This window comes from Rheinheimera sp. (genome assembly GCF_037442345.1).
GTDB lineage: Bacteria > Pseudomonadota > Gammaproteobacteria > Enterobacterales > Alteromonadaceae > Pararheinheimera.
Genome location: NZ_JBBIQL010000038.1, coordinates 1 through 19,470, shown reverse-complemented (window position 1 = coordinate 19,470; position 19,470 = coordinate 1). Strand labels below are relative to the sequence as shown.

Here is a 19,470-nt window from a genome sequence, read left to right as displayed (position 1 = left end):
CGCATCATCAGCTTGGAAGGCTGAGGTAATAGCCATTATACGATGCCCGCGGCCTACTCGTAGCTATTCATCCTGACGAAGATGGTGGAGGGGGAAGGATTCGAACCTTCGAAGGCAGTGCCGGCAGATTTACAGTCTGATCCCTTTGGCCACTCGGGAACCCCTCCACTAATGGTGCCGCTTATCCGAGTCGAACGGATGACCTACTGATTACAAGTCAGTTGCTCTACCAACTGAGCTAAAGCGGCTACGTCAGTGGGTGCGAATTCTAGAGGAATGGCCTAGCCCACGCAACAGGAAAAAATAAAAAAGCTTAATTTTCTTGGTTAAGTGTTCAATAAGCGTACAAAACACTTAGTTATTGTCGATAAAGCGAGCTAAGCCGTAAAAGATCAGCTTTGGTTCAAGCAACACCGCATTGTTATTCAGTTGCTGTTGAATAAAAGCACCATCTCCGCCGGTCAACACAACACGTTCAATCCGCCGTAGCTGAATAGCCTGCTGTACGGCCCCCAGCACGGCCGCCTTGGCTCCTTCGGCAACAGCTGCAGTGGTTGAGGTACCAGGCTGAAGTGGGTGCAACGATAACGCAGCCGCCTCAACCTGAGCTGTGGCCGACACCAGAATGCGTTGTTGAGTGTGTAATCCGGCCAGGATCCATCCCCCGGCATGCACCCCATCAGCACTCAGCCAATCCATGGTGACAGCAGTCCCTGCATCTATGACCAATAAAGACTGATTGGGGTACAGAGCAGCCGCACCCAAGATGGCCAGCCAGCGATCTACACCCAATTTTTCCGGTTGCTGATAGCTGTTGCTAATACCAAAAGCCTGAGCAGTGCTGCGTAACCAACGGACCGCCAGGCTGGCCGGCAGCAAGGACTGCAATTGTTGCTGCTGTTCTGCCGCAGCAACAGAACCAATCAGGCCTTGTTTGATCGACAGCCAGTCTGTCGGGGTCAGCTCAGATAACACAACATCGGTAAAGACCCCCTCTTTATATAAGCAGGCTTTAGTCCGGCTATTGCCCTGATCAATCAGCAGGTGCATGCTCTATCCTCCGCAGGCTTAACTCGCCGCCATAATGACTCTGTCGCTGTCCGTCGCTTTCCAATAGCAAAGCTCCCCGCTCATCCACACCACAACAAAGGCCCTGAACCTGTTGTTTCGCCGAACTCAGCTGCACCCATTGCCCGGCAAACAGATCCCGGCGACTGAATTCAGCAGCAAAAGGCGCAAAACCGCTGTCTGCAAAAAACAGCAACTGACTGACCAGCTGCCGTTGCAGCGCGACCACCAATTGGTTGCGGTCCGGTCGTTGCTCCAACACAGAGTGTAAAGAGGTAAAAGGTTGATCAATCTGCGCAGCTGAAACAGGCGGCATGCTGATATTCAGACCAAGACCAATGACTGCGTCACATTGGGAATGGCTTTGTCCAGCCAGTTCCACCAGAATACCGCCCAGTTTTTTGCCATCCAGATAGATATCGTTTGGCCATTTCAGCTGCACAGGCAATTGGAATAATTGCTCCAATGTCTTAGCCACAGCCACCCCAATCACCAGGCTCAAGCCCATGGCCGCCTGAATGCCCTGCTCCAGCGGCCAATACATCGAAAAATACAGGTTGGCACCAAAAGGGGAAATCCAGTTTTTGCCACGCCGGCCCCGGCCTGCCGTCTGCGCTTCGGCTACCAGTACAGTGCCTGCGTCCAGACTCTGACCATCACTGAGCTTCTGCAGCAGTTGGCTATTGGTCGAATCCGTCACAGACTGCACCCAAACCGGCGCATTCCACTGTTGTTGCTGTTTAATCAGTGCCGCATCAAGCAATTGCAAAGGTTCAGCCAAGCGGTAACCTTTGCCTTTTATTTTGTATAAATCCAGTCCATAGCCTTCCAGCTGAACCAAGTGTTTGGCAATAGCCGCACGGCTGATGCCCAATTGCTGGCCCAGCCATTCACCTGAGCAAATTTCGCCGTCCGCCAGATAAAGCACCAGTTGACGTTGGATAGCTAAACTATGCGCCAGCACTTTGCTCATAAGCCCATTAACCGCACTTCAGGTTCCAGCCAGACAGCAAACTGTTGCTGTACCTGATGCTGAATGGCACTCACCAGTTGTGTTAACTCAGTTGCCGTCCCACGCCCCCGGTTCACCAACACCAGCGCCTGTTTTTCGTAACAGGCAATATCGCCTATGCCTTTGCCCTTAAAACCTGCCTGCTCCATCAGCCAGCCCGCCGCCACTTTCACTTGCCCATCAGCCTGAGGGTAAGCCGGGACTGCCGGGTACTGCTGTTTCAGCCGGGCAAAGTCTTGTGGACTCAACACCGGGTTTTTAAAGAAGCTGCCGCAGTTTGCCAGTTGTGCCGGGTCCGGCAATTTGCTTTGCCGCACTGCGATCACCGCCTGCATCACCGCGCTGACCGAACTTTCGGCAGTCAGCAATTCCAGCCCTTTGTAACCGGTCACGGGTCGACCCTGGCTCTGTAGTTTAAGCCCCACAGCCACGATCAGGCCCCGACCGGCCAATTCGGTTTTAAAAATGCTGTCGCGGTACCCAAAACGGCAGTCGGCTTTGCTCAGGCGTCGCACTGTTTTCTGTTGCCAGTCAAAGAAATCTACATAATCACAACAGTCCGCCAGCTCAACGCCATAAGCGCCAATATTCTGCACAGGCGCCGCGCCCACTGACCCCGGAATGAGCGCCAGGTTTTCCAGCCCCCACCAGCCTTGCGCCACAGTCCATTGCACTAATTGGTGCCAGTTGTGCCCGGCGTCTATATGCAGCAAGATGCTACCGTCATCAGCCCGGCGGACCTGCTTTTCCGCGGCCAGATACCGCAACACAGGCTGCGCCATATCCTGTAAAAAAATGGTGTTACTGCCTTCGCCCAATACATAAGGGCAATGGGGTAAATCCAGCTGAGTGAGTTCGCTCAGGCTTTCACATTGGTACAGATCAGCCAGCACTGCAGGTAACGCAAAGGTGGAATACGAGGCGGCGGACACCTGGGTCAGATGGTGCATACAAATCCGGATCAGACTATTTGGCCGCCATTGTACTGTGCTTCACCAGAGCGACCAAGCCGGATGGCGGATTTTCACCGACCGTCTTGCTGGTGACCAGGCTCCGCCTGTGGCATTATCCGACACAGGTCTTACCAGATAGAGTGCACATCAATGCCACATGCTACCTTGATTAAAGTCCGGGGTTATCACCTGGACGTATACCAACATGTCAACAATGCCCGGTACCTGGAGTTTCTGGAAGAAGCCCGCTGGGATTACCTTGAAGCCGTGGGCGATATTGAACATTTCGAACAACTGGGGCTGGCATGGGTGATCGTCAATATCAATATCAATTACCGGGCTCAGGCCACCATGGGCCATCAGCTACGCATTGATACGGCGTTTACTCAAATCAATGGCAAAAGCGCTGTCATTAAGCAAAAAATCTGGCTGCACGGCACAGACACCCTGGTCGCTGATGCCGACATTACTTTTGTGTGCCTGGATAAAAAGACCGGCCGGGCCGTGCTGATTGACGGACCACTCAAAGAGCGTTTGGCCGCCCGTCTGGAATCATTCTGATCCTGTATGAAGCCATTACCAAGCCGCCAAAAGCCTGTTTTGGGTCAAACTGTTTTTTTGAAGTTGAGTCCGGCCATCAAAGTTGTCAGGCTGTCAATTTTGGAGGTTAAAGATGCACAGTATTGAATGGGCTGATTTTGAGCGAATCGAGCTGCTGGCCGGAACTATCATCGAGGTGCAGGAATTCCCTGAAGCCCGCAGACCGGCCTGGAAACTGAAAGTGGACTTTGGCCCGGATGTGGGCATCCGCCAGTCCAGCGCCCAAATCACGGCGCTTTACAGCAAAGAACAGTTACTGGGAAAACAAGTGATGGGTGTCGTGAATTTTCCGGTGAAACAGATTGGCCCTTTCCGCTCTGAATGTCTGATCACAGGTTTTTACCGGGACGACGGCGCCGTGGTACTGGCGGTGCCCGACCAGTCGGTGCCTAATGGCGCTAAACTGGGCTAATTCCCAGCCCTTGCTGCCAGGCTGCCCGTTTTTCTGCCCGGCTGACGCTGGCGTGGGCCGGGCTGGTCGATGGCAGTTTAACCAACTCCACCAAATCGGACAGCCGCGGCTGATGCTTGTTCAGCAAAGTCCAGGCGGTGCTGCCGTTGACACAAATTCGCTGAATACTTGGGTGTTGCTGCACCAACTCAATAATAGGGTTGCACAACACGGATTGTTTGCGGATAGCACTGTCCAGGCTGCCCTGTCGTTCACAATGCGCCAGCACATCCCATAACGCAATGCCTCTGCTGGTCAGTTGCTGGTAACGCTGCGCAAAATCATCACACAACGCAAACTGCAGAATGTCAGCCAGCAAAGGCCAGAACAGATTGCGTGGGTGAGCGTAATAACGCTGTGCTTCCAATGACGCCACACCCGGCATAGACCCCAGGATCAACAGCTTTGGCTCAGCACCAAGCACTGGCGCCATACTCTGCACCAAGGTGGTTGTTACCACCGCACGCCACGACTGAGCTCAGTCGCTTTTTGTCTGGCCAGTTGCGCCTGTAGCAACTCTCCTTCCTGTTCAGCACAATATGCCAGAGCTGCATACAGCAGTGCGTCCTGTTGATGGTCGCGCAACCAGTGCTGGATTTGTTTACGTAACTGGTTCACCTGACGTTTTAATGGAATTTGTTTCAGTACTGGCCAGCTGTCGGCTAAATCTTTGAAGGACAAATGATCCACCAGCAACGCTTCCGCTTTTTCTGCTTGCCCCTGCCGGGCCAGTGCCCACACCTGTCCCAGCACAGCAGCCATCGACTTCCGTTCTTTGGCCGGCAATTGCTGCCAATAGTCTGAGTCCGTACTGAAGGCTCCTTTGTCAGCCAGTTGCACTATGGCATCAGGGTACAGCTGATAACGCAGCTGTTGCCACTGAGCTTTACTACACCAGTGTTGCTCCAGTGCGACAGGAACCTGATTCAGGGCGCCTGCCGCCTGGCCCGACATCAACAAGGCTTTAAAATACAGTGGCGCCAATAGCTCCGTTGCTTCGGCTGTCATCGCCGGTTGCAGCAATGCCAGAGCCTCTGACGCCTGCTGCTGACGCAGCAGCAAATCAGCTTTCACATAAATGCTGCTGGCAGAATCATCCTCCAGCCACTGTGCCAGTTGCATAGCCTTGTCCGGGTGGCCAGCCTGATAAGCGGCATAACAGGCCATCTGGCGACGCAGCTCAGAAAAATCGCTGAAAGCCTCAGCCTGATCAAAAGCCAGCTCGGCCTGCTCAAAACGCCCGGCTGCTAAGGCCAACGCCGCCCGCTCAAACGCCTGACGGGCTTTACGTTGCCGACGGCGGCGAAACGGATGCCAGTTCCAGCGGCGCATCGCCAGCAGGGGCTTGAGCAAAGACCACAGCAGCCAGAGCCCAAACAACACCAGCAGCAGGATCAGCGCCAAGCCGACCAGCGTAGTTTCGATGGTCCATCCACCCAGCACCAGCATCAGGTAACCCGGGTTTTGCATCAATACCGGACCAAACCATAACACTCCACACAGCAGCAGTACCAATAACAACAGACGGATCATAGGCGCTGCTCCGTCAGTTCCAGCTCTTTCAGCACTTCGGCACTGTGCAGCCGGGCAGGCACGGGCAACAGAACAGACAAGCCGGATAAATGCGTCAGGCGCTCAGCACTCTGTTGCACCAGCGGATCCGCAGCACGGAAATAACGCTGCAGCGTGTCCATCGCCTGCTGCAACGCAGACTGGTAAGGTTCATTTTGATATTTCAACGCAGCCAGCTCGGCCAGCAGCAACTGCTGCGTCAGGGTATTGCGTAAACTCAGCTGTTGTTCAGCAGACAGCACTGCCACATCTTCTGGTGCTGTCGGACGCACCTGCACCAGCGTGGCCCAAAACAGATCCCACTGTTGCCAGAAACGACCCTGCCAGTCTTGCGCTTGTACCTGTTCAGTGGCTTGCTGCAAGGCATATTCGGACTGACGCAATGGCAGACTGAGGATCTGTTGACGCAACTGCGTCAGCTCCAGCTGAATGCTGCTGAGCTGCGGCAGCGGCTGTTGTTGCAAAGCCCGTATGTCGGCCACCAAAGCCTGACGCAGAGGCACAAAAGCCGGATCCTGCACTGTGCTTAACTGCTGTTCGGCGCCGGTTAACAGACGTACCGCAGCTGGAATATCCTGCTCCAGCCAGATCTTTTGTCCGGCCAGCTGCACCAGTTGCTGACTTTGCCATACTAACCAGGCGGTACTGCTGCTCAGCTGCTTTTGCTGATCCTGCTGCAGCGCCCGCAGTTGTTCCTGCTGTTGTTGCAGTTGGACTGAAGCCTGACTGAGCTGAGTCTGCAGGCTGGCCAGTTGTTGTTCCAGCTTTTGGCTGAAGGCCTGCTGCTGTTGTTGCACAGTACTCTGGCTTTGTTGTTGCTGTTCGCTCAGTTGCTGCTGACGCTGCTGCAAACCTGACCATTGTGGCCAGAGCCAGTACAACGCTGCTGACACCACCCCCGCCAGCAACAGGTTCAGCACCATCGACAACCAGGCCACCAGGTTACCCGCTTTTTTTTCTGTTGTTTTTTCTGGCGTGTGTTCAGCCTGTAATGGTTCAGACATGCCTGCTTCCTCTTAACTGGCAAATGCTGTCCAGCAATGCCTGGTCATTGGCATTGGCGGACAGAAAAATACGCTGTTCAGGTATCCCCAGTTCCAGGGCGGCGTCACGCATGCGCGGGCTGACCATGATCCACTGTCGGGAGCACAACCAGGCATGGCCTTCGGTTGGGATCAACTGAAACAGCAATTGCAAAATTTCGTTACTGGTCACCACGATACATTGGATCTGCTGCTGGCGCCACTGCACCAGCAAGCTCTGGCCATCCAGTGGTAACGGCACTCTCTTGTAACTTTGCAGGTAACTGACTTTGGCACCTCGCGCCAACAAGCCTTTTTTTATCAGCTCGCGCCCGGCATTGCCCCGCACCACCACCAGATGTTTGCCGGCCACATCCTGCAAGGCCGGCAACGCCAATAAACCCTCACTGCGCTGGTCTTGCGGAAACTGCACTTCACGGCCTGCACATTTTTGCAATAAAGAGCCTGTGGTACTGCCCACCGCGTACAAAGGTGCCGTCAATTCGCGGCAATCCAGTTGCTGCTGCAGGCAACTGACGGCACTGACGCTGACGAAAATGATGCCATCAGCCTGCTGTAATATCGGTAGTGCCTTCGTTTTTAACGGCACCATTTGGGTGGTGATCAAAGGTTGATACAGGTAGGGCAGCATTAATTCGTCCAGACTGGCCAGCAACTGATCGGCCTTGCCGGCAGGCCGGGTGATCAGCACCGGCCAATCCTGAATAGTGCTCATGGCTTAAGCCTGCTGATACACAGAACTTAAAATCTGGTCGGCACCCAGCGCCAGCAGTTGCTGCGCCAGCTGCTCACCCAAGACTTCTGCTTCTGCCACTGCACCACGCACTTCAGAACGCAGGATCTGCGAGCCATCCAGTTGGCCAACCAGACCCCGCAACCACAGCTGGTTTTGTTCAATCAGTGCAAAAGCACCAATAGGCACCTGACAACCGCCTTGCAACCGGCGGTTCATCGCCCGTTCGGCCAGCACACAAATGCGGGTGTCCTGATGCTCCAGTGGTGCCAGCAATTGGTGTACCCACAGATCATCAGTGCGGCACTCAATACCCACAGCGCCCTGACCATTGGCAGGCAAGCTGGTTTCGACGTCCAAATAACTGGCAATACGCTGGATAAAACCTAACCGGATTAAACCGGCAGACGCCAGAATGATCGCGTCGAATTCACCGGCATCCAGCTTGGCCAACCTGGTATTCACATTGCCACGCAGGTCGCGGATTTGCAGATCGGGACGTAAGGCTTTCAACTGGCACTGGCGGCGTAAGCTGGAAGTGCCCACCACAGCGCCCTGCGGCAGTTGTTCTAAAGCAGCGTAGCTGTTGGACACAAAAGCATCCCGCGGATCTTCACGCTGGCAAATGGTATGTAGCATCAGGCCTTCAGGGAATTCAACCGGCACATCTTTCATACTGTGCACGGCAATATCAGCACGGCCTTCCAGCATGGCGGTTTCCAGCTCTTTGACAAACAGACCTTTGCCACCAATTTTGGCCAGCGGCGTATCCAGAATTTTATCGCCTTGGGTCGACATAGGCACCAGTTCCACCTGTAAATCAGGGTGAGCTTGTTCTAATGCGGTTTTGACGTAATTGGCCTGCCATAAGGCCAGGGCACTTTTGCGGGTGGCAATGCGCAGTATCTGCATGCTGAACTCCTTGGCTCCGGCCAGCTAAGACCGGGGTACGGCTGAAAAAACGCCGCTAGTATAGCCCTTATCACCCATTCAGGCTGTAAGAAAACAGTAGTTTTTGCTTTGGTCCCACAATTTCCAGTCGCCAGTCACGCAGCTCAGCCGGGTAAAACTTCTTCTGACTCCAGGTCCGCCAATAAGGTAGTTTGACCGGCAGCGCCACAGTGGTCATCAGCTTATTTTTGTAATACCAACGGTGTTCAATCTGCTGACCGGCCAGCCCCACCACTTCGGTATACAAAAAGAGCTCTGTGGCGTGCTCCAGCCGGACAGGCAACGGCAGTTGCCGCGCCGCCGGGCCAGGTTTATCGGCAGTCAGCACCACTTTGCGCAGCACACCCTGAGCGGCGGAAAACAGCGGTGGCACGGCAGGTGCCGTTTGAAAAGCCGGCGCTGGTGTGATCTGAGGTGGCACAGGCTGGGATGCTTTCACTTCTGCAGGCTCTGGCCCCGCCGGCCTGGATGCTGCAGACAAGCCCTGGGAGATGCGCTGCGGTTCTGTGGCACCAACCGCATCCCTGTTGTGCGTCTGAGCGGGTTGTGCAGCCAATGCAGAGGTGGCGGCTGGCACATCAGTGCTGTCGGCAGCGTCCGGCCATAACCACCAGAATGGCAACAGCACCAGTACGGCAGCCCCCAGAATACGGTGCCATAACCACTGGTATTCGGGTGCAGCCTGAATACCTGGCTGGCGGGAATCAGCCTGAGCCCCCAGTTGCACCCGCACCACCACTTTGCCTTCTGACATGCTGCTAATCCGGCTGCGTCAACAGATGTTGCTGAATAAAGCGGCTTAAGTCGCCGATTTGCTGTGGGCAAACACTATGACCCATGCGGTATTCAGACCACTGCACAGCAAAACCTGCATGTTTTAATGCAGCAAAGGCCGCCTGCCCGGCACTGTAAGGCACCACTTCATCATGAGTCCCATGATTAACCAGCACCGGCGTGCGTTGGTTAAAGGCCGTTTTTTCTTCATTGAGTTTTTGCGGCACCGCCATATAAGTCGACAGCGCCATCACAGCGGCAATTTTATAAGGCAAACGCGGTAATAAATGCAGCGCGATCACGCCGCCCTGACTGAAACCAGCCAACAAGATTTTTTCCGCCGGAATGCCCTGGCTTATCAGCATCTCGATCAGTTGAGTGACGGCTGCTGCCGACTCCCGCACGCCGCTTTCGTCGGCTCTGTCATTTAAGTCCCAGGTTTTAATATCGTACCAGCCACGCATCTGGTAGCCGTTATTGATGGTAATAGGCCGCACCGGTGCGTGTGGAAATACAAAACGAATGCCGTGGCCTTGCGGTAAACGCAGCTCTGGCACTATAGGGGCAAAGCCGTCACCAGAGTCACCCAGACCATGTAACCAGACCACAGCCGCAGTGGCCGGACCTTGAGGTTTGACATCAACAAAAGGTAACAACTTCATCTTAGTTTCCCGTCAGCACCACAGTCTGCCCAGCCTGTTTGCTGAACGCATCTGACAACAAGGCCCAAAATTCGGAGCCAAAGCGGTTATCAATCCACTGGCCGTCATGCCATTCAAAATGATGGCCGTTAAATTTGGTCGCCACCCACAACTGGTGCAGAGGTGGCTGCTTGTTGATAATAATTTTGCTGCCATTTGGAAAGCTGATACTGAGCAACCCACCATGGGATTCATAATCCAGGTCTAAATCCAAGCCTTCGATGGCCTCTTCCACCGCCAGCAACACCTGATCGGTCAGTTCATCGTATTCCACGTCATTCATTGGGTTCACCTGTTTGCTTTTACCAATAAGGATGCGATTATAGAGCTCAAAATAATTAATGAAATAAAAAACCATGAACACAAAGCGACAAACTCAGCTGGGGCTGGGCCTTGCCTGCCTGTTGCTGGTTGCCTGTGGCCAGAAAGGCCCCCTGACGTTACCCAAAAAAGCGCCAACCACGCCACCTCCTGCTGAAACGGCGGTGAGCCCTGAACATTCTGATTCTCAGAAGGATTAGTCACTTTGGATTTTTTTAATTACCAGAATAATGAGCTGTTTGCCGAACAGGTTTCTTTAAGTGCTATCGCCGCCCAGTTTGGCAGCCCGACTTATGTCTACTCCCGCGCCACCATTGAGCGCCACTACAAAGCTTTTGCTGAAGCAGCCCAAGGCCGGGAGTCGCTGGTCTGTTATGCGGTGAAAGCCAACAGCAATATTGCGCTGTTAAACCTGCTGGCCAGGTTAGGCAGTGGTTTTGATATTGTGTCCGAAGGTGAATTGCGCCGCGTGTTGCAGGCAGGTGGCGACCCGGCCAAAGTGGTGTTTTCCGGCGTGGGTAAAACAGTGACTGAAATTGAGTTTGCGCTGAATACCGGCATTAAGTGTTTTAATGTGGAGTCCAGCGCAGAGTTGGATCGTATTCAACAGGTGGCAGAGCGGCTGAACAAAGTGGCGCCCATTTCATTGCGGGTGAATCCGGATATAGACGCCAAAACCCACCCTTATATTTCTACCGGCCTCAAAGCCAATAAGTTTGGTATTGATATTAATGATGCCTTCAGCATTTACCAGCGCGCCGCCAGCTACTCGCACCTGAAGCTTTGTGGTGTCGATTGCCATATCGGCTCTCAACTGACCGAAACCCAACCCTTTCTGGAAGCGCTGGACAAGTTACTGGCGTTAATCGACAGGCTGGCAGCCGCCGGCATTGAGCTGAGTCATATTGATATTGGTGGGGGGCTGGGTGTGCCTTATAACGGCGAAACCCCACCTCATCCGTCTGAATACGCCGCCGAAGTAGTCAAACGTCTGGCCGCTTACCCGCATTTAACCCTGGTGTTTGAACCGGGCCGCGCCATTATGGCCAATGCCGGCGTATTGCTGACCAAAGTCGAGTATTTAAAACCAGGCCAGGAAAAACACTTTGCTATCGTAGACGCTGCAATGAACGACCTGATCCGCCCTGCGCTTTACAGTGCCTGGCAAGCCATTATTCCTGTGCTGCAAAAGCCTGCATTAACGTCACGCTTATACGATGTGGTGGGCCCGGTCTGCGAAACCGGCGATTTCTTAGGAAAAGACCGCGAGCTGGCGGTGGAGCCTGGTGATTTACTGGTGGTGCGTTCTGCCGGTGCTTATGGCTTTACCATGAGTTCAAATTACAACAGCAGACCCAGAGCCGCCGAAGTGTTGGTGGATGGCGACCAGGTGCACCTGATCCGCGCCCGCGAACAATGGGCTGACCTGTGGCGTGGCGAGCAGCTGGTACCCTGATATGTATGACACCAGATCCAGAGATAAAAACCGCACTTTGCTGCATTTTTCCAAAATGCATGGGCTGGGCAATGACTTTATGATGGTCGACGCCGTCAGTCAGAATGTGTTTTTAACCAAAGAGCAAATCAAACAACTGGCCGACCGTAACTTTGGCATTGGTTTTGACCAGTTACTGATGGTGGAACCGCCTTATGATCCGGATCTGGACTTCCATTACCGAATCTTTAACGCCGACGGTTCTGAAGTGGAGCAATGTGGCAATGGCGCCCGCTGTTTTGCCCGTTTTGTCCGCCTGAAAGGTTTGACCAATAAACACAAAATTAATGTCAGCACCAAATCTGGCAAAATTACGCTGTACATAGAGCAAGATGGTCAGGTGACGGTCAATATGGGCGTGCCACAATTTGAACCGGCCCGGGTGCCCTTTAAGGCACAAAAGCAGGAACTGAACTACCTGCTGCACGCGGCCGATGCCACCACCCTCTGCGGCGTGGTCTCTATGGGCAACCCGCATGCGGTGATCCTGGTGGACGACGTACAAACAGCCCCGGTGAAACAGTGGGGCCCGGTGTTTGAACACCACGAACGTTTCCCTGAGCGGGCCAATATTGGTTTTATGCAGGTGCTGAACCCAGGCCATGTCAAACTGCGGGTCTGGGAACGTGGCGCAGGTGAAACTCTCGCCTGTGGCACCGGCGCCTGTGCTGCCGCTGTGATAGGCCAGATGCAAAAGAAACTTGGCACCCAGGTGCGGGTGGATTTGCCAGGCGGCAGCCTGCAAATCCGCTGGCAAGGACCGGGCCAGCCGGTCAAAATGACCGGCCCGGCAGAACACGTATTTGATGGACAATTGTATTTATGAGTGACAGCCCTCTGGCCACTGAATTAATCGACGCCAGCCTGGTGCTGGACTACCTGCAGGATCATCCGGAGTTTTTTCTGGAACACCCTGAACTGCTGGGCAAACTGCGCTTGCCTCATCAGCAACGGGGGGTCGTCTCTTTGGTGGAGCGGCAACAAGAACTGCAGCGTGACAAAATCCGCGCACTGGAAGACGATATTACCCGGCTGATGGGCATAGCCCGGCAGAACGAGCTGATTTTTTACGCGCTGAACCAACTGCATCTGCAGTTGCTCAGCCAGCCAAAACTGGGGTTTGTTGCGGCGCTGCAGCAGTTTGTCAATGCGATGCCTTATGTGCAGCGTGCTGAACTGCTGAATTTAACCTCTGGCCCTCATCACGCAGCGCTGCCTTTATTGCTGCAGCGGCGCCTCAATGCCAAAGGCTATTATTTCGGCCGCCTGAATAAAGACGAACAACAAGCCTTGTTTGACCAAAGCATTCATTCGGTCGCACTGATGAAAGTCGATATCAGCCCAACCCAAAGTTACCTGCTGGCTTTTGGCAGTGAGTCGGACGAACATTTCCAGCCAGGCATGGACACCCTGTTTCTCGACCATCTGGCCAAACTGGCCAAAGTGGTACTGAGCCATGGCGTCGAGCCCAGCTAAACAAGCAGCGGCTGACGCGCCGTGCCTCAGCCCCTTGCTCAGCGAATTTTTTGCCTATGTGCGGTATGAACGGGGGTTCAGCCTAAAAACCCTGCAAAGCTACCAGCTGCAGTTGCAGGCTGTCAGCAGTCAGCTGAACGACCCGGACTGGTGCAGCCTGACCGAAGCCCAACTGCAACAGCATATTTCTTCTTGCCGGAAAAGTCTGAAACCCCGCAGTCTGGCGCTGCGTGTAGCGGCCCTGCGCAGCTTCTACCGTTATCTGCAACTGCAGGGCCAAGTGACCACCAACCCAGCTGTGTACCTGCAGGTGCCCAAATTCGATAAACCCCTGCCGAAAAACCTCGATGTCGACCAGTTGCAACAGCTGCTGGATGTCGACACCAGCGATGACATGCTGGCGTGCCGTGACAAAGCCATGCTGGAACTGTTTTATTCGTCTGGCTTGCGGTTGGACGAGCTGGTCAGCGCCAACCTGCAGGATATTGACTGGACAGAAGCGCTGATCCGGGTGCGTGGTAAAGGCAGCAAAGAGCGCATTTTGCCTGTGGGCCGGCTGGCGATGCAGGCCCTACGCGACTGGCTGAGCCAACGTGCTGCGTTGGTCAGTGCCGATGAACCCGCCCTTTTTGTCAGCAAACTGAAACGCCGTATCAGTCACCGCCAGGTACAGCAACGGGTCAAGCTCTGGTCACAGCAGCAAGGGCTGAACCAACACTTGCACCCACATATGTTAAGGCACTCCTTTGCCAGCCATCTGCTCGAATCCAGCTCCGACCTTCGTGCTGTGCAGGAGCTGCTCGGCCACGCCAGCCTGAGCAGCACCCAGGTGTATACCCACCTCGACTTTGGGCAACTGGCCAAAGTGTATGACCAGGCCCATCCCAGAGCGCGAAAAAAAAGCGCGGGCGACTAAAAGGAGCAGCACATGCACTGTTACAAAGCGCTGCAACCTTTTACCTCCTTGTCTTTTGATTTGGATGACACCTTGTACCACAACGATGTGGTCATTGAGCAGGCTGAATTGGCAATGCAACAACGACTGCTTCAGCTGCTGCCGCAGTTTGGTGCTATTGAGCCGGGCTTTTGGTGGCAGCAACGGAAAGCGCTGGCGGCGGAGCAACCTGAAGTGCGGCATGATGTCAGCCGCTGGCGTTTGTTGGGGCTGGAGCGTGGTTTGCATCAGCTTGGTTTACCTCAGTGCGAGGCCGGTGAAATAGCCGAACTGGCGTTTCATGCGTTTTATCAGCAGCGCAGCAATTTCGAAGTGCCACAATCCAGTCATCAGCTGTTGGCCGCTTTCGCAGAAAAATACCCGCTGGTGTCCATAACCAACGGCAATGCGGACCTTCACCGCCTTGGCATTGCCCGCTATTTTCAACACAACTTACGCGCCGGGCCGGATGGGCGGATGAAACCTTTCCCGGATTTGTTTCGCAAAGCCTGCCAGCTACTGACTATTCGGCCTTCGCAGTTATTGCATATTGGTGATAACGCCAAAGCCGATGTATCAGGTGCTCTCAATGCCGGTTGCCAGGCCGTCTGGCTGCAACACCCAGGCCAACAGACAGGCATACTGCCGCAGATCCGGATCTCTACCTTGGACCAGCTGCAACTGCTGTTATAATGCGACAAATTTTCTGACGGGCAGGCGAATGGACGTTTCTTCTTTACTGGATGGCTTAAACGATAAACAACGTGATGCGGTGGCCGCACCACCCCAGCATATGCTGGTGCTGGCCGGTGCAGGTTCGGGCAAAACCCGGGTTCTGGTGCACCGTTTAGCCTGGCTGATGCAGGTGGAAAGGGTGGCCCCTTACAGCCTGCTGGCCGTGACCTTCACCAACAAAGCCTCTCAGGAAATGCGCGCCCGTATTGAACAAACCATTGGCGTCAGCCTGAATAATTTGTGGATGGGTACCTTTCACGGTTTATCACACCGGATGCTGCGGGCCCATTACCAGGAAGCTCAGCTGCCGCAGGGTTTTCAGATCATCGACTCAGACGATCAGTACCGTCTGGTGCGCCGGGTGCTGAAATCCCTGAATCTGGATGAAAAACACTGGCCCCCCAAACAGGCGCAGTGGTTTATCAATGCCCGTAAAGATGAAGGTCAGCGTCCTGGCATGATCGACGCCCACGGCGATTACAGCCTGCAAACCATGCTGAAGATTTATGCTGCCTATCAGGATATGTGTGACCGCGCCGGCCTGGTCGATTTTGCCGAAATTTTGCTGCGCAGTTTTGAATTGCTGCAAAAACAACCGCAGGTGCGGGCGCATTATCAGCAGCGTTTCCGCCATATTCTGGTCGACGAGTTTCAGGACACCAACGCCATCCAGTACCAGTGGTTGCGCTTGCTGGCCGGGCCGGACGCCAAAGTGATGATTGTCGGTGACGATGACCAGTCCATTTACGGTTGGCGCGGCGCCCGTGTCGAAAATATCCAGCAGTTCCTGCGGGATTACCCGGAGCCTGTGACCATCCGGCTGGAGCAGAACTACCGTTCTACCGGTACTATTCTCAAAGCCGCCAATTCAGTGATAGCCCATAACTCTGAACGTATGGGCAAAGATCTCTGGACGGATGGCGACCAAGGTGAAGCCATTTCGCTGTACACCGCCTTTAATGAACTGGACGAAGCCCGTTTTATTGTTGGCCGTATTGGGGCCTGGCGCCGGGAAGGCGGCAAGCTGATTGAAACTGCGGTGCTTTACCGCAACAACGCCCAGTCACGGGTGCTGGAAGAAGCACTGATCCAGGAAGGCATCAACTATCGGATTTACGGTGGCCTGCGCTTTTATGAACGTCAGGAAATTAAAGACGCTTTGGCTTACCTGCGTCTGCTGAATAACCGCCAGGACGATGCGGCGCTGGAACGCATCATCAATACGCCGGTACGGGGTATTGGCGACACCACTATGGACAAAGTGCGGGAGCAGGCGCGCCGCCTGCAACTGACCTTATGGCAAACCTTGCAGCAGATGCTGGCCAATAAAGAATTAACCGGCCGCGCTGCCAATGCAGTGAATGCTTTTGTGCAGCTGATTGAACAAATGGACGCCGACAGCAAACATCTGGCGTTGGACGAACAGGCTGACCATGTGATCCAGATCTCCGGCCTGATGGCGATGTACAAAGCCGAAAAAGGCGAAAAGGCCGAAACCCGGGTGGAAAACTTAAACGAGCTGATCAACGCCTGTGCCAATGCCACTTACGTCAATACCGAAGAAATGACGCCATTGGCGGCTTTTTTGTCGCAGGCTGCTTTAGAGGCCGGGGAATATCAGGCGGAAGAACACTCAGATGCAGTCCAGCTGATGACCTTACACAGTGCCAAAGGGCTGGAATTTCCGCTGGTGTTTGTCTGCGGTATGGAAGAAGGCATGTTTCCCAGCCAGCAAAGCAGTGATGAATCCGGCCGGCTCGAAGAAGAACGCCGGCTTTGTTATGTGGGTATGACCCGCGCCATGCAAAAGTTGTATTTAACCCATGCCGAAAGCCGTCGTTTGTATGGCCAGGAGCAATACAACAGGCCATCCCGTTTCCTGCGGGAAATTCCGGCCGATTGCATTGAAGAAATCCGCCTGACCGCTACTGTGACCAAACCCACTCAGTTCAGCCGGTTCAGCAATGCGGCCAGCCACAGTGCCTTTGAAAATACTGGCTTTAAACTGGGCCAGCGGGTTCTACACGATAAATTCGGTGAAGGCACTGTGCTGAATTACGAAGGCACAGGGGCGCAATCCCGTATTCAGGTGAATTTTGATCAATTGGGCAGTAAATGGCTGGTTACCGCCTATGCCCGTCTGCAGCCTGTGACCTGATGGAGATAAAGTGGCTGCTTGATGCACAACAAAGGTATGCGCAGTGTGGCTGGCGTCTGCCGCTCTGGTGCAGCGGCAGTGCGACATTTCTGTCTGAAGTTGTTCAAAGCCTGTTGTCGCACAGTGGTCAGCAGCGGGTGTATTGGCTGGGCCCTGGGGCACCAGAAAGCTGCACCACCTTAAATGCCAGGCAAAAGCAGCTTTGGCTTGGTAGCGAATGTGATTTACTGATCATGAATGCCCAGCAGGAAACTGACTGGGATTTGCTGGCGGCCAGCGCAGGCTGCCTGCGTGCTGGTGGTCTGTGGTTGTTACTGACACCGCCCGAACAGAGCTGGTTAACCCAGCCAAACCCGGCGAATAAACGTGTTTTATCTTTCCCATTGGATGCAGCCAGTCAGACCGGACGTTTCCAGCAGTTTTTTATGCTGGCACTGTCAGCTGAGCGTTGCGGGCGTTGGCAAGAACAGCAAGCGCCACAGCTGCCGTCCATTGGTGATCCTGGCTCTGCTCAACGGCCCCCTGTTGCGTCACCTTATAAAACATCCGACCAACAGCTGGCCGTTGAAGCTATTCACAAGGTGCTTACTGGCCACAGGCGCAGACCATTGCTGGTGAGCGCCCACAGGGGACGTGGTAAATCAACAGCCCTGGGAATTGCAGCCGCCCAACTCATTCAGCAAGGCAAAACTCAGTTACTGCTGACCGGGCCCTCACCTCACTCTGTGCAACGGGTATTGAAAACTGCAGCGGAACAGCTGGGTTTGCCTTATCAATCCGGGCTACATCAGTTGGCTGAGGGTGCTTTGCAGTTTCATGCGCTCGACTGGCTGTTGCAGCACAAACCCAAAGCCACTTTGTTGCTGGTGGACGAAGCAGCTGCTATTCCCACGCCGATCTTAGAGCAACTGAATCAGGCTTACAGCCGGGTAGTATTCAGCAGCACCGAACATGGTTATGAGGGAACTGGGCGGGGGTTTCAGCTGAAGTTCCGTCAGTATTTGCAGAGACAGCCTACAGGTTTCAGGGAAGTAAAACTGCAGCAGCCAATACGCTATCAGCTACATGACCCGTTGGAACAATTGATTTTCAACGCATTTTTGCTGCAATCCGCAGCTGTTGAACCGCCACTTTCACCTGCTGAAGGGCTGAGTTTTCATTGTTATCCATCCGCAGACTTGCTGAACAAGCCTGAGCTTTTACAGCAGTTGTTTCATTTGCTCAGTCTGGCGCATTACCAGACTGATATTCATGATTTATGGAGCCTGCTCGAACAGCCGCAACTGATTTACAGTCTGCAATCAGGTTCTGTCGTAGTGGCCTGTGCCTTAGTCAGTCTCGAAGGTGGCTTTACAGACGGGCTGGCGACACAAATAAGCTATGGTCAGCGCCGGGTGCAGGGCCACCTGCTGGCACAAAGCCTGGCGTATCACTGTTTAAGGCCAGAACTGGCGCAGCAACCTATGGCCAGGGTACAGCGGATTGTGGTGCATCCGTCTTTACAACAGCAGGGCCTGGGTTCGTCACTTTTGTCACAAGCCACAGAAGAACTGAGGGCCAGGGTGTCCTATTTGGGTACCAGCTTTGGGGCCACCCCTCAACTGGTCCGTTTTTGGCAAAAGGCAGGTTTTCAGCCGGTCAAACTCAGTGTTTTTTCCCAGCAAGCGAGCGCAGAACACTCCTTATTGATGCTGAAAGCGCTCCAGCCAGCGCAGCAAAACAATGTGACAGAGCTCAGCCGGGAATTTTCGGAGCTGCTGTACTGGCAATTGGCGGATCAACAACGGGAATTAGCTGCCGAACTTGCATGGTTATTGTGCCAACCGGCACAGATCCCATTATCGGCAGCACAGAAAGAGCAATTACAGTTATTCGCCAACGGGAAACGCAGCCTGATGTTGGTGGAAGCCCTGTTACCGCTTTGGCTTAACCTTGTTATCCGGCAAATCGGGCCGAAGGAGTTTGTGTTTGTACTGATCCGCCGTTATTGGCAAAAACAACCGCTTAAATTGAACCAGGATCAGCTGCAACAACTGCAAAACTTGATTAAATACAGCCTGAACTGATCCTATTTACAGCAAAGCGAAGGGGTTGTCCGGCCTTTGGTGAGTAAAAACGCAAAAAGGCCCAGTTTTTCAACTGGGCCTTCTGGCTTTAGTGGGAGCCTGGCGGTGAACAACATTATTCCGGGCGTCCTGCCCTCCCCCCTTCGGGCCGGCTGCGCCGTTCCAAACTGCTCCGGGACGTTTTTGTGCTCACCCCATCCTGGGGTTCCTAGTGAAGCGGCAGCGGGCCGTCTTTTCCGGCCTTTCGCAGAGCTCAAGGCGTGAAACAGGCGTGACGCAAAACTGTTTGCGTCACGTTTTTCCTGTTTCACCCTGGCGACCGCCTGTGGCAACGCAAATAAAAAACCCCGCTCACTGAACGGGGTTGTTTATTTGGGAGCCTGGCGGTGAACTACTCTCGCATGGCAAGCGCCACACTACCATCGTC

General features: G+C 54.1%; 20 protein-coding genes and 2 tRNA genes. 9 read left to right on the top strand and 13 right to left on the bottom strand.

Annotated features, from left to right (window positions below):
- Positions 1–82 precede the first annotated feature (82 nt).
- The 5 genes from WKJ04_RS17655 to murB form a co-directional block, all read right to left on the bottom strand.
- Positions 83–167, bottom strand: a tRNA-Tyr gene (locus tag WKJ04_RS17655).
- A gap of 5 nt (positions 168–172) precedes the next feature.
- A tRNA-Thr gene (locus WKJ04_RS17650) sits at positions 173–248 on the bottom strand.
- Positions 249–354: 106 nt separating this feature from the next.
- Positions 355–1,050, bottom strand: coding sequence for a type III pantothenate kinase (locus WKJ04_RS17645; RefSeq protein ID WP_337881623.1), 696 nt, complete (start codon positions 1,048–1,050; stop codon positions 355–357).
- The gene (birA, locus tag WKJ04_RS17640) at positions 1,034–2,041 is read right to left on the bottom strand and encodes a bifunctional biotin--[acetyl-CoA-carboxylase] ligase/biotin operon repressor BirA (protein ID WP_337881622.1); all 1,008 of its coding nucleotides are present in this window, start codon (positions 2,039–2,041) and stop codon (positions 1,034–1,036) included. Before birA ends, WKJ04_RS17645 begins: the two co-directional genes overlap by 17 nt.
- Positions 2,038–3,030, bottom strand: a complete 993-nt coding sequence (murB, locus tag WKJ04_RS17635) for a UDP-N-acetylmuramate dehydrogenase (RefSeq protein ID WP_337881621.1) — start codon at positions 3,028–3,030, stop codon at positions 2,038–2,040. Before murB ends, birA begins: the two co-directional genes overlap by 4 nt.
- A 153-nt stretch (positions 3,031–3,183) precedes the next feature.
- On the opposite strand from murB, the gene WKJ04_RS17630 reads away from it, so the two are divergent.
- Together WKJ04_RS17630 and WKJ04_RS17625 are read left to right on the top strand one after the other, a co-directional pair.
- Positions 3,184–3,594, top strand: coding sequence for a thioesterase family protein (locus tag WKJ04_RS17630; RefSeq protein WP_337881620.1), 411 nt, complete (start codon positions 3,184–3,186; stop codon positions 3,592–3,594).
- A gap of 112 nt (positions 3,595–3,706) precedes the next feature.
- Positions 3,707–4,045 (top strand): tRNA-binding protein, encoded by a 339-nt coding sequence (locus WKJ04_RS17625; protein WP_337881619.1) that lies wholly within the window; start codon positions 3,707–3,709, stop codon positions 4,043–4,045.
- On the opposite strand, the gene WKJ04_RS17620 is transcribed toward WKJ04_RS17625, so the two are convergent.
- From WKJ04_RS17620 to cyaY, 8 genes are all read right to left on the bottom strand, one after another.
- Positions 4,032–4,517: a DNA-deoxyinosine glycosylase gene (locus WKJ04_RS17620; RefSeq protein WP_337881618.1), complete on the bottom strand. Its 486-nt coding sequence runs from the start codon at positions 4,515–4,517 to the stop codon at positions 4,032–4,034. The two genes, WKJ04_RS17625 and WKJ04_RS17620, sit on opposite strands and share 14 nt — an antisense overlap.
- A gap of 20 nt (positions 4,518–4,537) precedes the next feature.
- Entirely contained in the window at positions 4,538–5,617 is a 1,080-nt protein-coding gene (locus WKJ04_RS17615) for a heme biosynthesis HemY N-terminal domain-containing protein (RefSeq protein WP_337881617.1), read from the bottom strand.
- Positions 5,614–6,660: a uroporphyrinogen-III C-methyltransferase gene (locus WKJ04_RS17610; protein ID WP_337881616.1), complete on the bottom strand. Its 1,047-nt coding sequence runs from the start codon at positions 6,658–6,660 to the stop codon at positions 5,614–5,616. Before WKJ04_RS17610 ends, WKJ04_RS17615 begins: the two co-directional genes overlap by 4 nt.
- Positions 6,653–7,414, bottom strand: a complete 762-nt coding sequence (locus WKJ04_RS17605; protein WP_337881615.1) for a uroporphyrinogen-III synthase — start codon at positions 7,412–7,414, stop codon at positions 6,653–6,655. Before WKJ04_RS17605 ends, WKJ04_RS17610 begins: the two co-directional genes overlap by 8 nt.
- A 3-nt stretch (positions 7,415–7,417) precedes the next feature.
- Positions 7,418–8,344: a hydroxymethylbilane synthase gene (hemC, locus tag WKJ04_RS17600; protein WP_337881614.1), complete on the bottom strand. Its 927-nt coding sequence runs from the start codon at positions 8,342–8,344 to the stop codon at positions 7,418–7,420.
- A gap of 70 nt (positions 8,345–8,414) precedes the next feature.
- Positions 8,415–9,137: a DUF2914 domain-containing protein gene (locus WKJ04_RS17595; protein ID WP_337881613.1), complete on the bottom strand. Its 723-nt coding sequence runs from the start codon at positions 9,135–9,137 to the stop codon at positions 8,415–8,417.
- Positions 9,138–9,141: 4 nt separating this feature from the next.
- Positions 9,142–9,819, bottom strand: coding sequence for an alpha/beta fold hydrolase (locus WKJ04_RS17590; protein WP_337881612.1), 678 nt, complete (start codon positions 9,817–9,819; stop codon positions 9,142–9,144).
- A 1-nt stretch (position 9,820) separates the two neighbouring features.
- Positions 9,821–10,141 (bottom strand): iron donor protein CyaY, encoded by a 321-nt coding sequence (gene cyaY, locus WKJ04_RS17585; protein WP_337881611.1) that lies wholly within the window; start codon positions 10,139–10,141, stop codon positions 9,821–9,823.
- Positions 10,142–10,384: 243 nt separating this feature from the next.
- Between cyaY and lysA the strand changes: the two genes are divergently transcribed.
- From lysA to WKJ04_RS17550, 7 genes are read left to right on the top strand one after another with little or no spacing between them, the layout of a single operon-like run.
- A complete protein-coding gene (lysA, locus tag WKJ04_RS17580; RefSeq protein ID WP_337881610.1) occupies positions 10,385–11,635 on the top strand; it encodes a diaminopimelate decarboxylase in 1,251 nt (416 codons plus the stop codon).
- A gap of 1 nt (position 11,636) precedes the next feature.
- Positions 11,637–12,500 carry a diaminopimelate epimerase gene (dapF, locus tag WKJ04_RS17575; RefSeq protein ID WP_337881609.1) on the top strand — a complete coding sequence of 288 codons (864 nt, stop codon included), beginning with the start codon at positions 11,637–11,639 and terminating at the stop codon, positions 12,498–12,500.
- Positions 12,497–13,150 (top strand): DUF484 family protein, encoded by a 654-nt coding sequence (locus WKJ04_RS17570; RefSeq protein ID WP_337881608.1) that lies wholly within the window; start codon positions 12,497–12,499, stop codon positions 13,148–13,150. The genes dapF and WKJ04_RS17570 overlap by 4 nt, the downstream gene beginning before the upstream one ends.
- Positions 13,131–14,066, top strand: a complete 936-nt coding sequence (locus tag WKJ04_RS17565) for a tyrosine recombinase XerC (protein WP_337881607.1) — start codon at positions 13,131–13,133, stop codon at positions 14,064–14,066. The genes WKJ04_RS17570 and WKJ04_RS17565 overlap by 20 nt, the downstream gene beginning before the upstream one ends.
- Positions 14,067–14,078: 12 nt before the next feature.
- Positions 14,079–14,777, top strand: a complete 699-nt coding sequence (locus WKJ04_RS17560) for an HAD-IA family hydrolase (RefSeq protein WP_337881606.1) — start codon at positions 14,079–14,081, stop codon at positions 14,775–14,777.
- Positions 14,778–14,805: 28 nt separating this feature from the next.
- Positions 14,806–16,977 (top strand): DNA helicase II, encoded by a 2,172-nt coding sequence (uvrD, locus tag WKJ04_RS17555; RefSeq protein ID WP_337881605.1) that lies wholly within the window; start codon positions 14,806–14,808, stop codon positions 16,975–16,977.
- On the top strand, positions 16,977–19,043 hold the full coding sequence (locus WKJ04_RS17550; RefSeq protein ID WP_337881604.1) for a GNAT family N-acetyltransferase: 2,067 nt from the start codon (positions 16,977–16,979) through the stop codon (positions 19,041–19,043). The genes uvrD and WKJ04_RS17550 overlap by 1 nt, the downstream gene beginning before the upstream one ends.
- The last annotated feature ends 427 nt before the right edge of the window (positions 19,044–19,470 follow it).

Excerpts from the sequence above, each read along its gene's own strand:
- WKJ04_RS17645 (WP_337881623.1), bottom strand. The coding sequence starts at position 1,050 with ATGCACCTGCTGATTGATCAGGGCAATAGCCGGACTAAAGCCTGCTTA.
- birA (WP_337881622.1), bottom strand. The coding sequence starts at position 2,041 with ATGAGCAAAGTGCTGGCGCATAGTTTAGCTATCCAACGTCAACTGGTG.
- murB (WP_337881621.1), bottom strand. The coding sequence starts at position 3,030 with ATGCACCATCTGACCCAGGTGTCCGCCGCCTCGTATTCCACCTTTGCG.
- WKJ04_RS17630 (WP_337881620.1), top strand. The coding sequence starts at position 3,184 with ATGCCACATGCTACCTTGATTAAAGTCCGGGGTTATCACCTGGACGTA.
- WKJ04_RS17625 (WP_337881619.1), top strand. The coding sequence starts at position 3,707 with ATGCACAGTATTGAATGGGCTGATTTTGAGCGAATCGAGCTGCTGGCC.
- WKJ04_RS17620 (WP_337881618.1), bottom strand. The coding sequence starts at position 4,517 with ATGGCGCCAGTGCTTGGTGCTGAGCCAAAGCTGTTGATCCTGGGGTCT.
- WKJ04_RS17615 (WP_337881617.1), bottom strand. The coding sequence starts at position 5,617 with ATGATCCGTCTGTTGTTATTGGTACTGCTGCTGTGTGGAGTGTTATGG.
- WKJ04_RS17610 (WP_337881616.1), bottom strand. The coding sequence starts at position 6,660 with ATGTCTGAACCATTACAGGCTGAACACACGCCAGAAAAAACAACAGAA.
- WKJ04_RS17605 (WP_337881615.1), bottom strand. The coding sequence starts at position 7,414 with ATGAGCACTATTCAGGATTGGCCGGTGCTGATCACCCGGCCTGCCGGC.
- hemC (WP_337881614.1), bottom strand. The coding sequence starts at position 8,344 with ATGCAGATACTGCGCATTGCCACCCGCAAAAGTGCCCTGGCCTTATGG.
- WKJ04_RS17595 (WP_337881613.1), bottom strand. The coding sequence starts at position 9,137 with ATGTCAGAAGGCAAAGTGGTGGTGCGGGTGCAACTGGGGGCTCAGGCT.
- WKJ04_RS17590 (WP_337881612.1), bottom strand. The coding sequence starts at position 9,819 with ATGAAGTTGTTACCTTTTGTTGATGTCAAACCTCAAGGTCCGGCCACT.
- cyaY (WP_337881611.1), bottom strand. The coding sequence starts at position 10,141 with ATGAATGACGTGGAATACGATGAACTGACCGATCAGGTGTTGCTGGCG.
- dapF (WP_337881609.1), top strand. The coding sequence starts at position 11,637 with ATGTATGACACCAGATCCAGAGATAAAAACCGCACTTTGCTGCATTTT.
- WKJ04_RS17570 (WP_337881608.1), top strand. The coding sequence starts at position 12,497 with ATGAGTGACAGCCCTCTGGCCACTGAATTAATCGACGCCAGCCTGGTG.
- WKJ04_RS17565 (WP_337881607.1), top strand. The coding sequence starts at position 13,131 with ATGGCGTCGAGCCCAGCTAAACAAGCAGCGGCTGACGCGCCGTGCCTC.
- WKJ04_RS17560 (WP_337881606.1), top strand. The coding sequence starts at position 14,079 with ATGCACTGTTACAAAGCGCTGCAACCTTTTACCTCCTTGTCTTTTGAT.
- uvrD (WP_337881605.1), top strand. The coding sequence starts at position 14,806 with ATGGACGTTTCTTCTTTACTGGATGGCTTAAACGATAAACAACGTGAT.
- WKJ04_RS17550 (WP_337881604.1), top strand. The coding sequence starts at position 16,977 with ATGGAGATAAAGTGGCTGCTTGATGCACAACAAAGGTATGCGCAGTGT.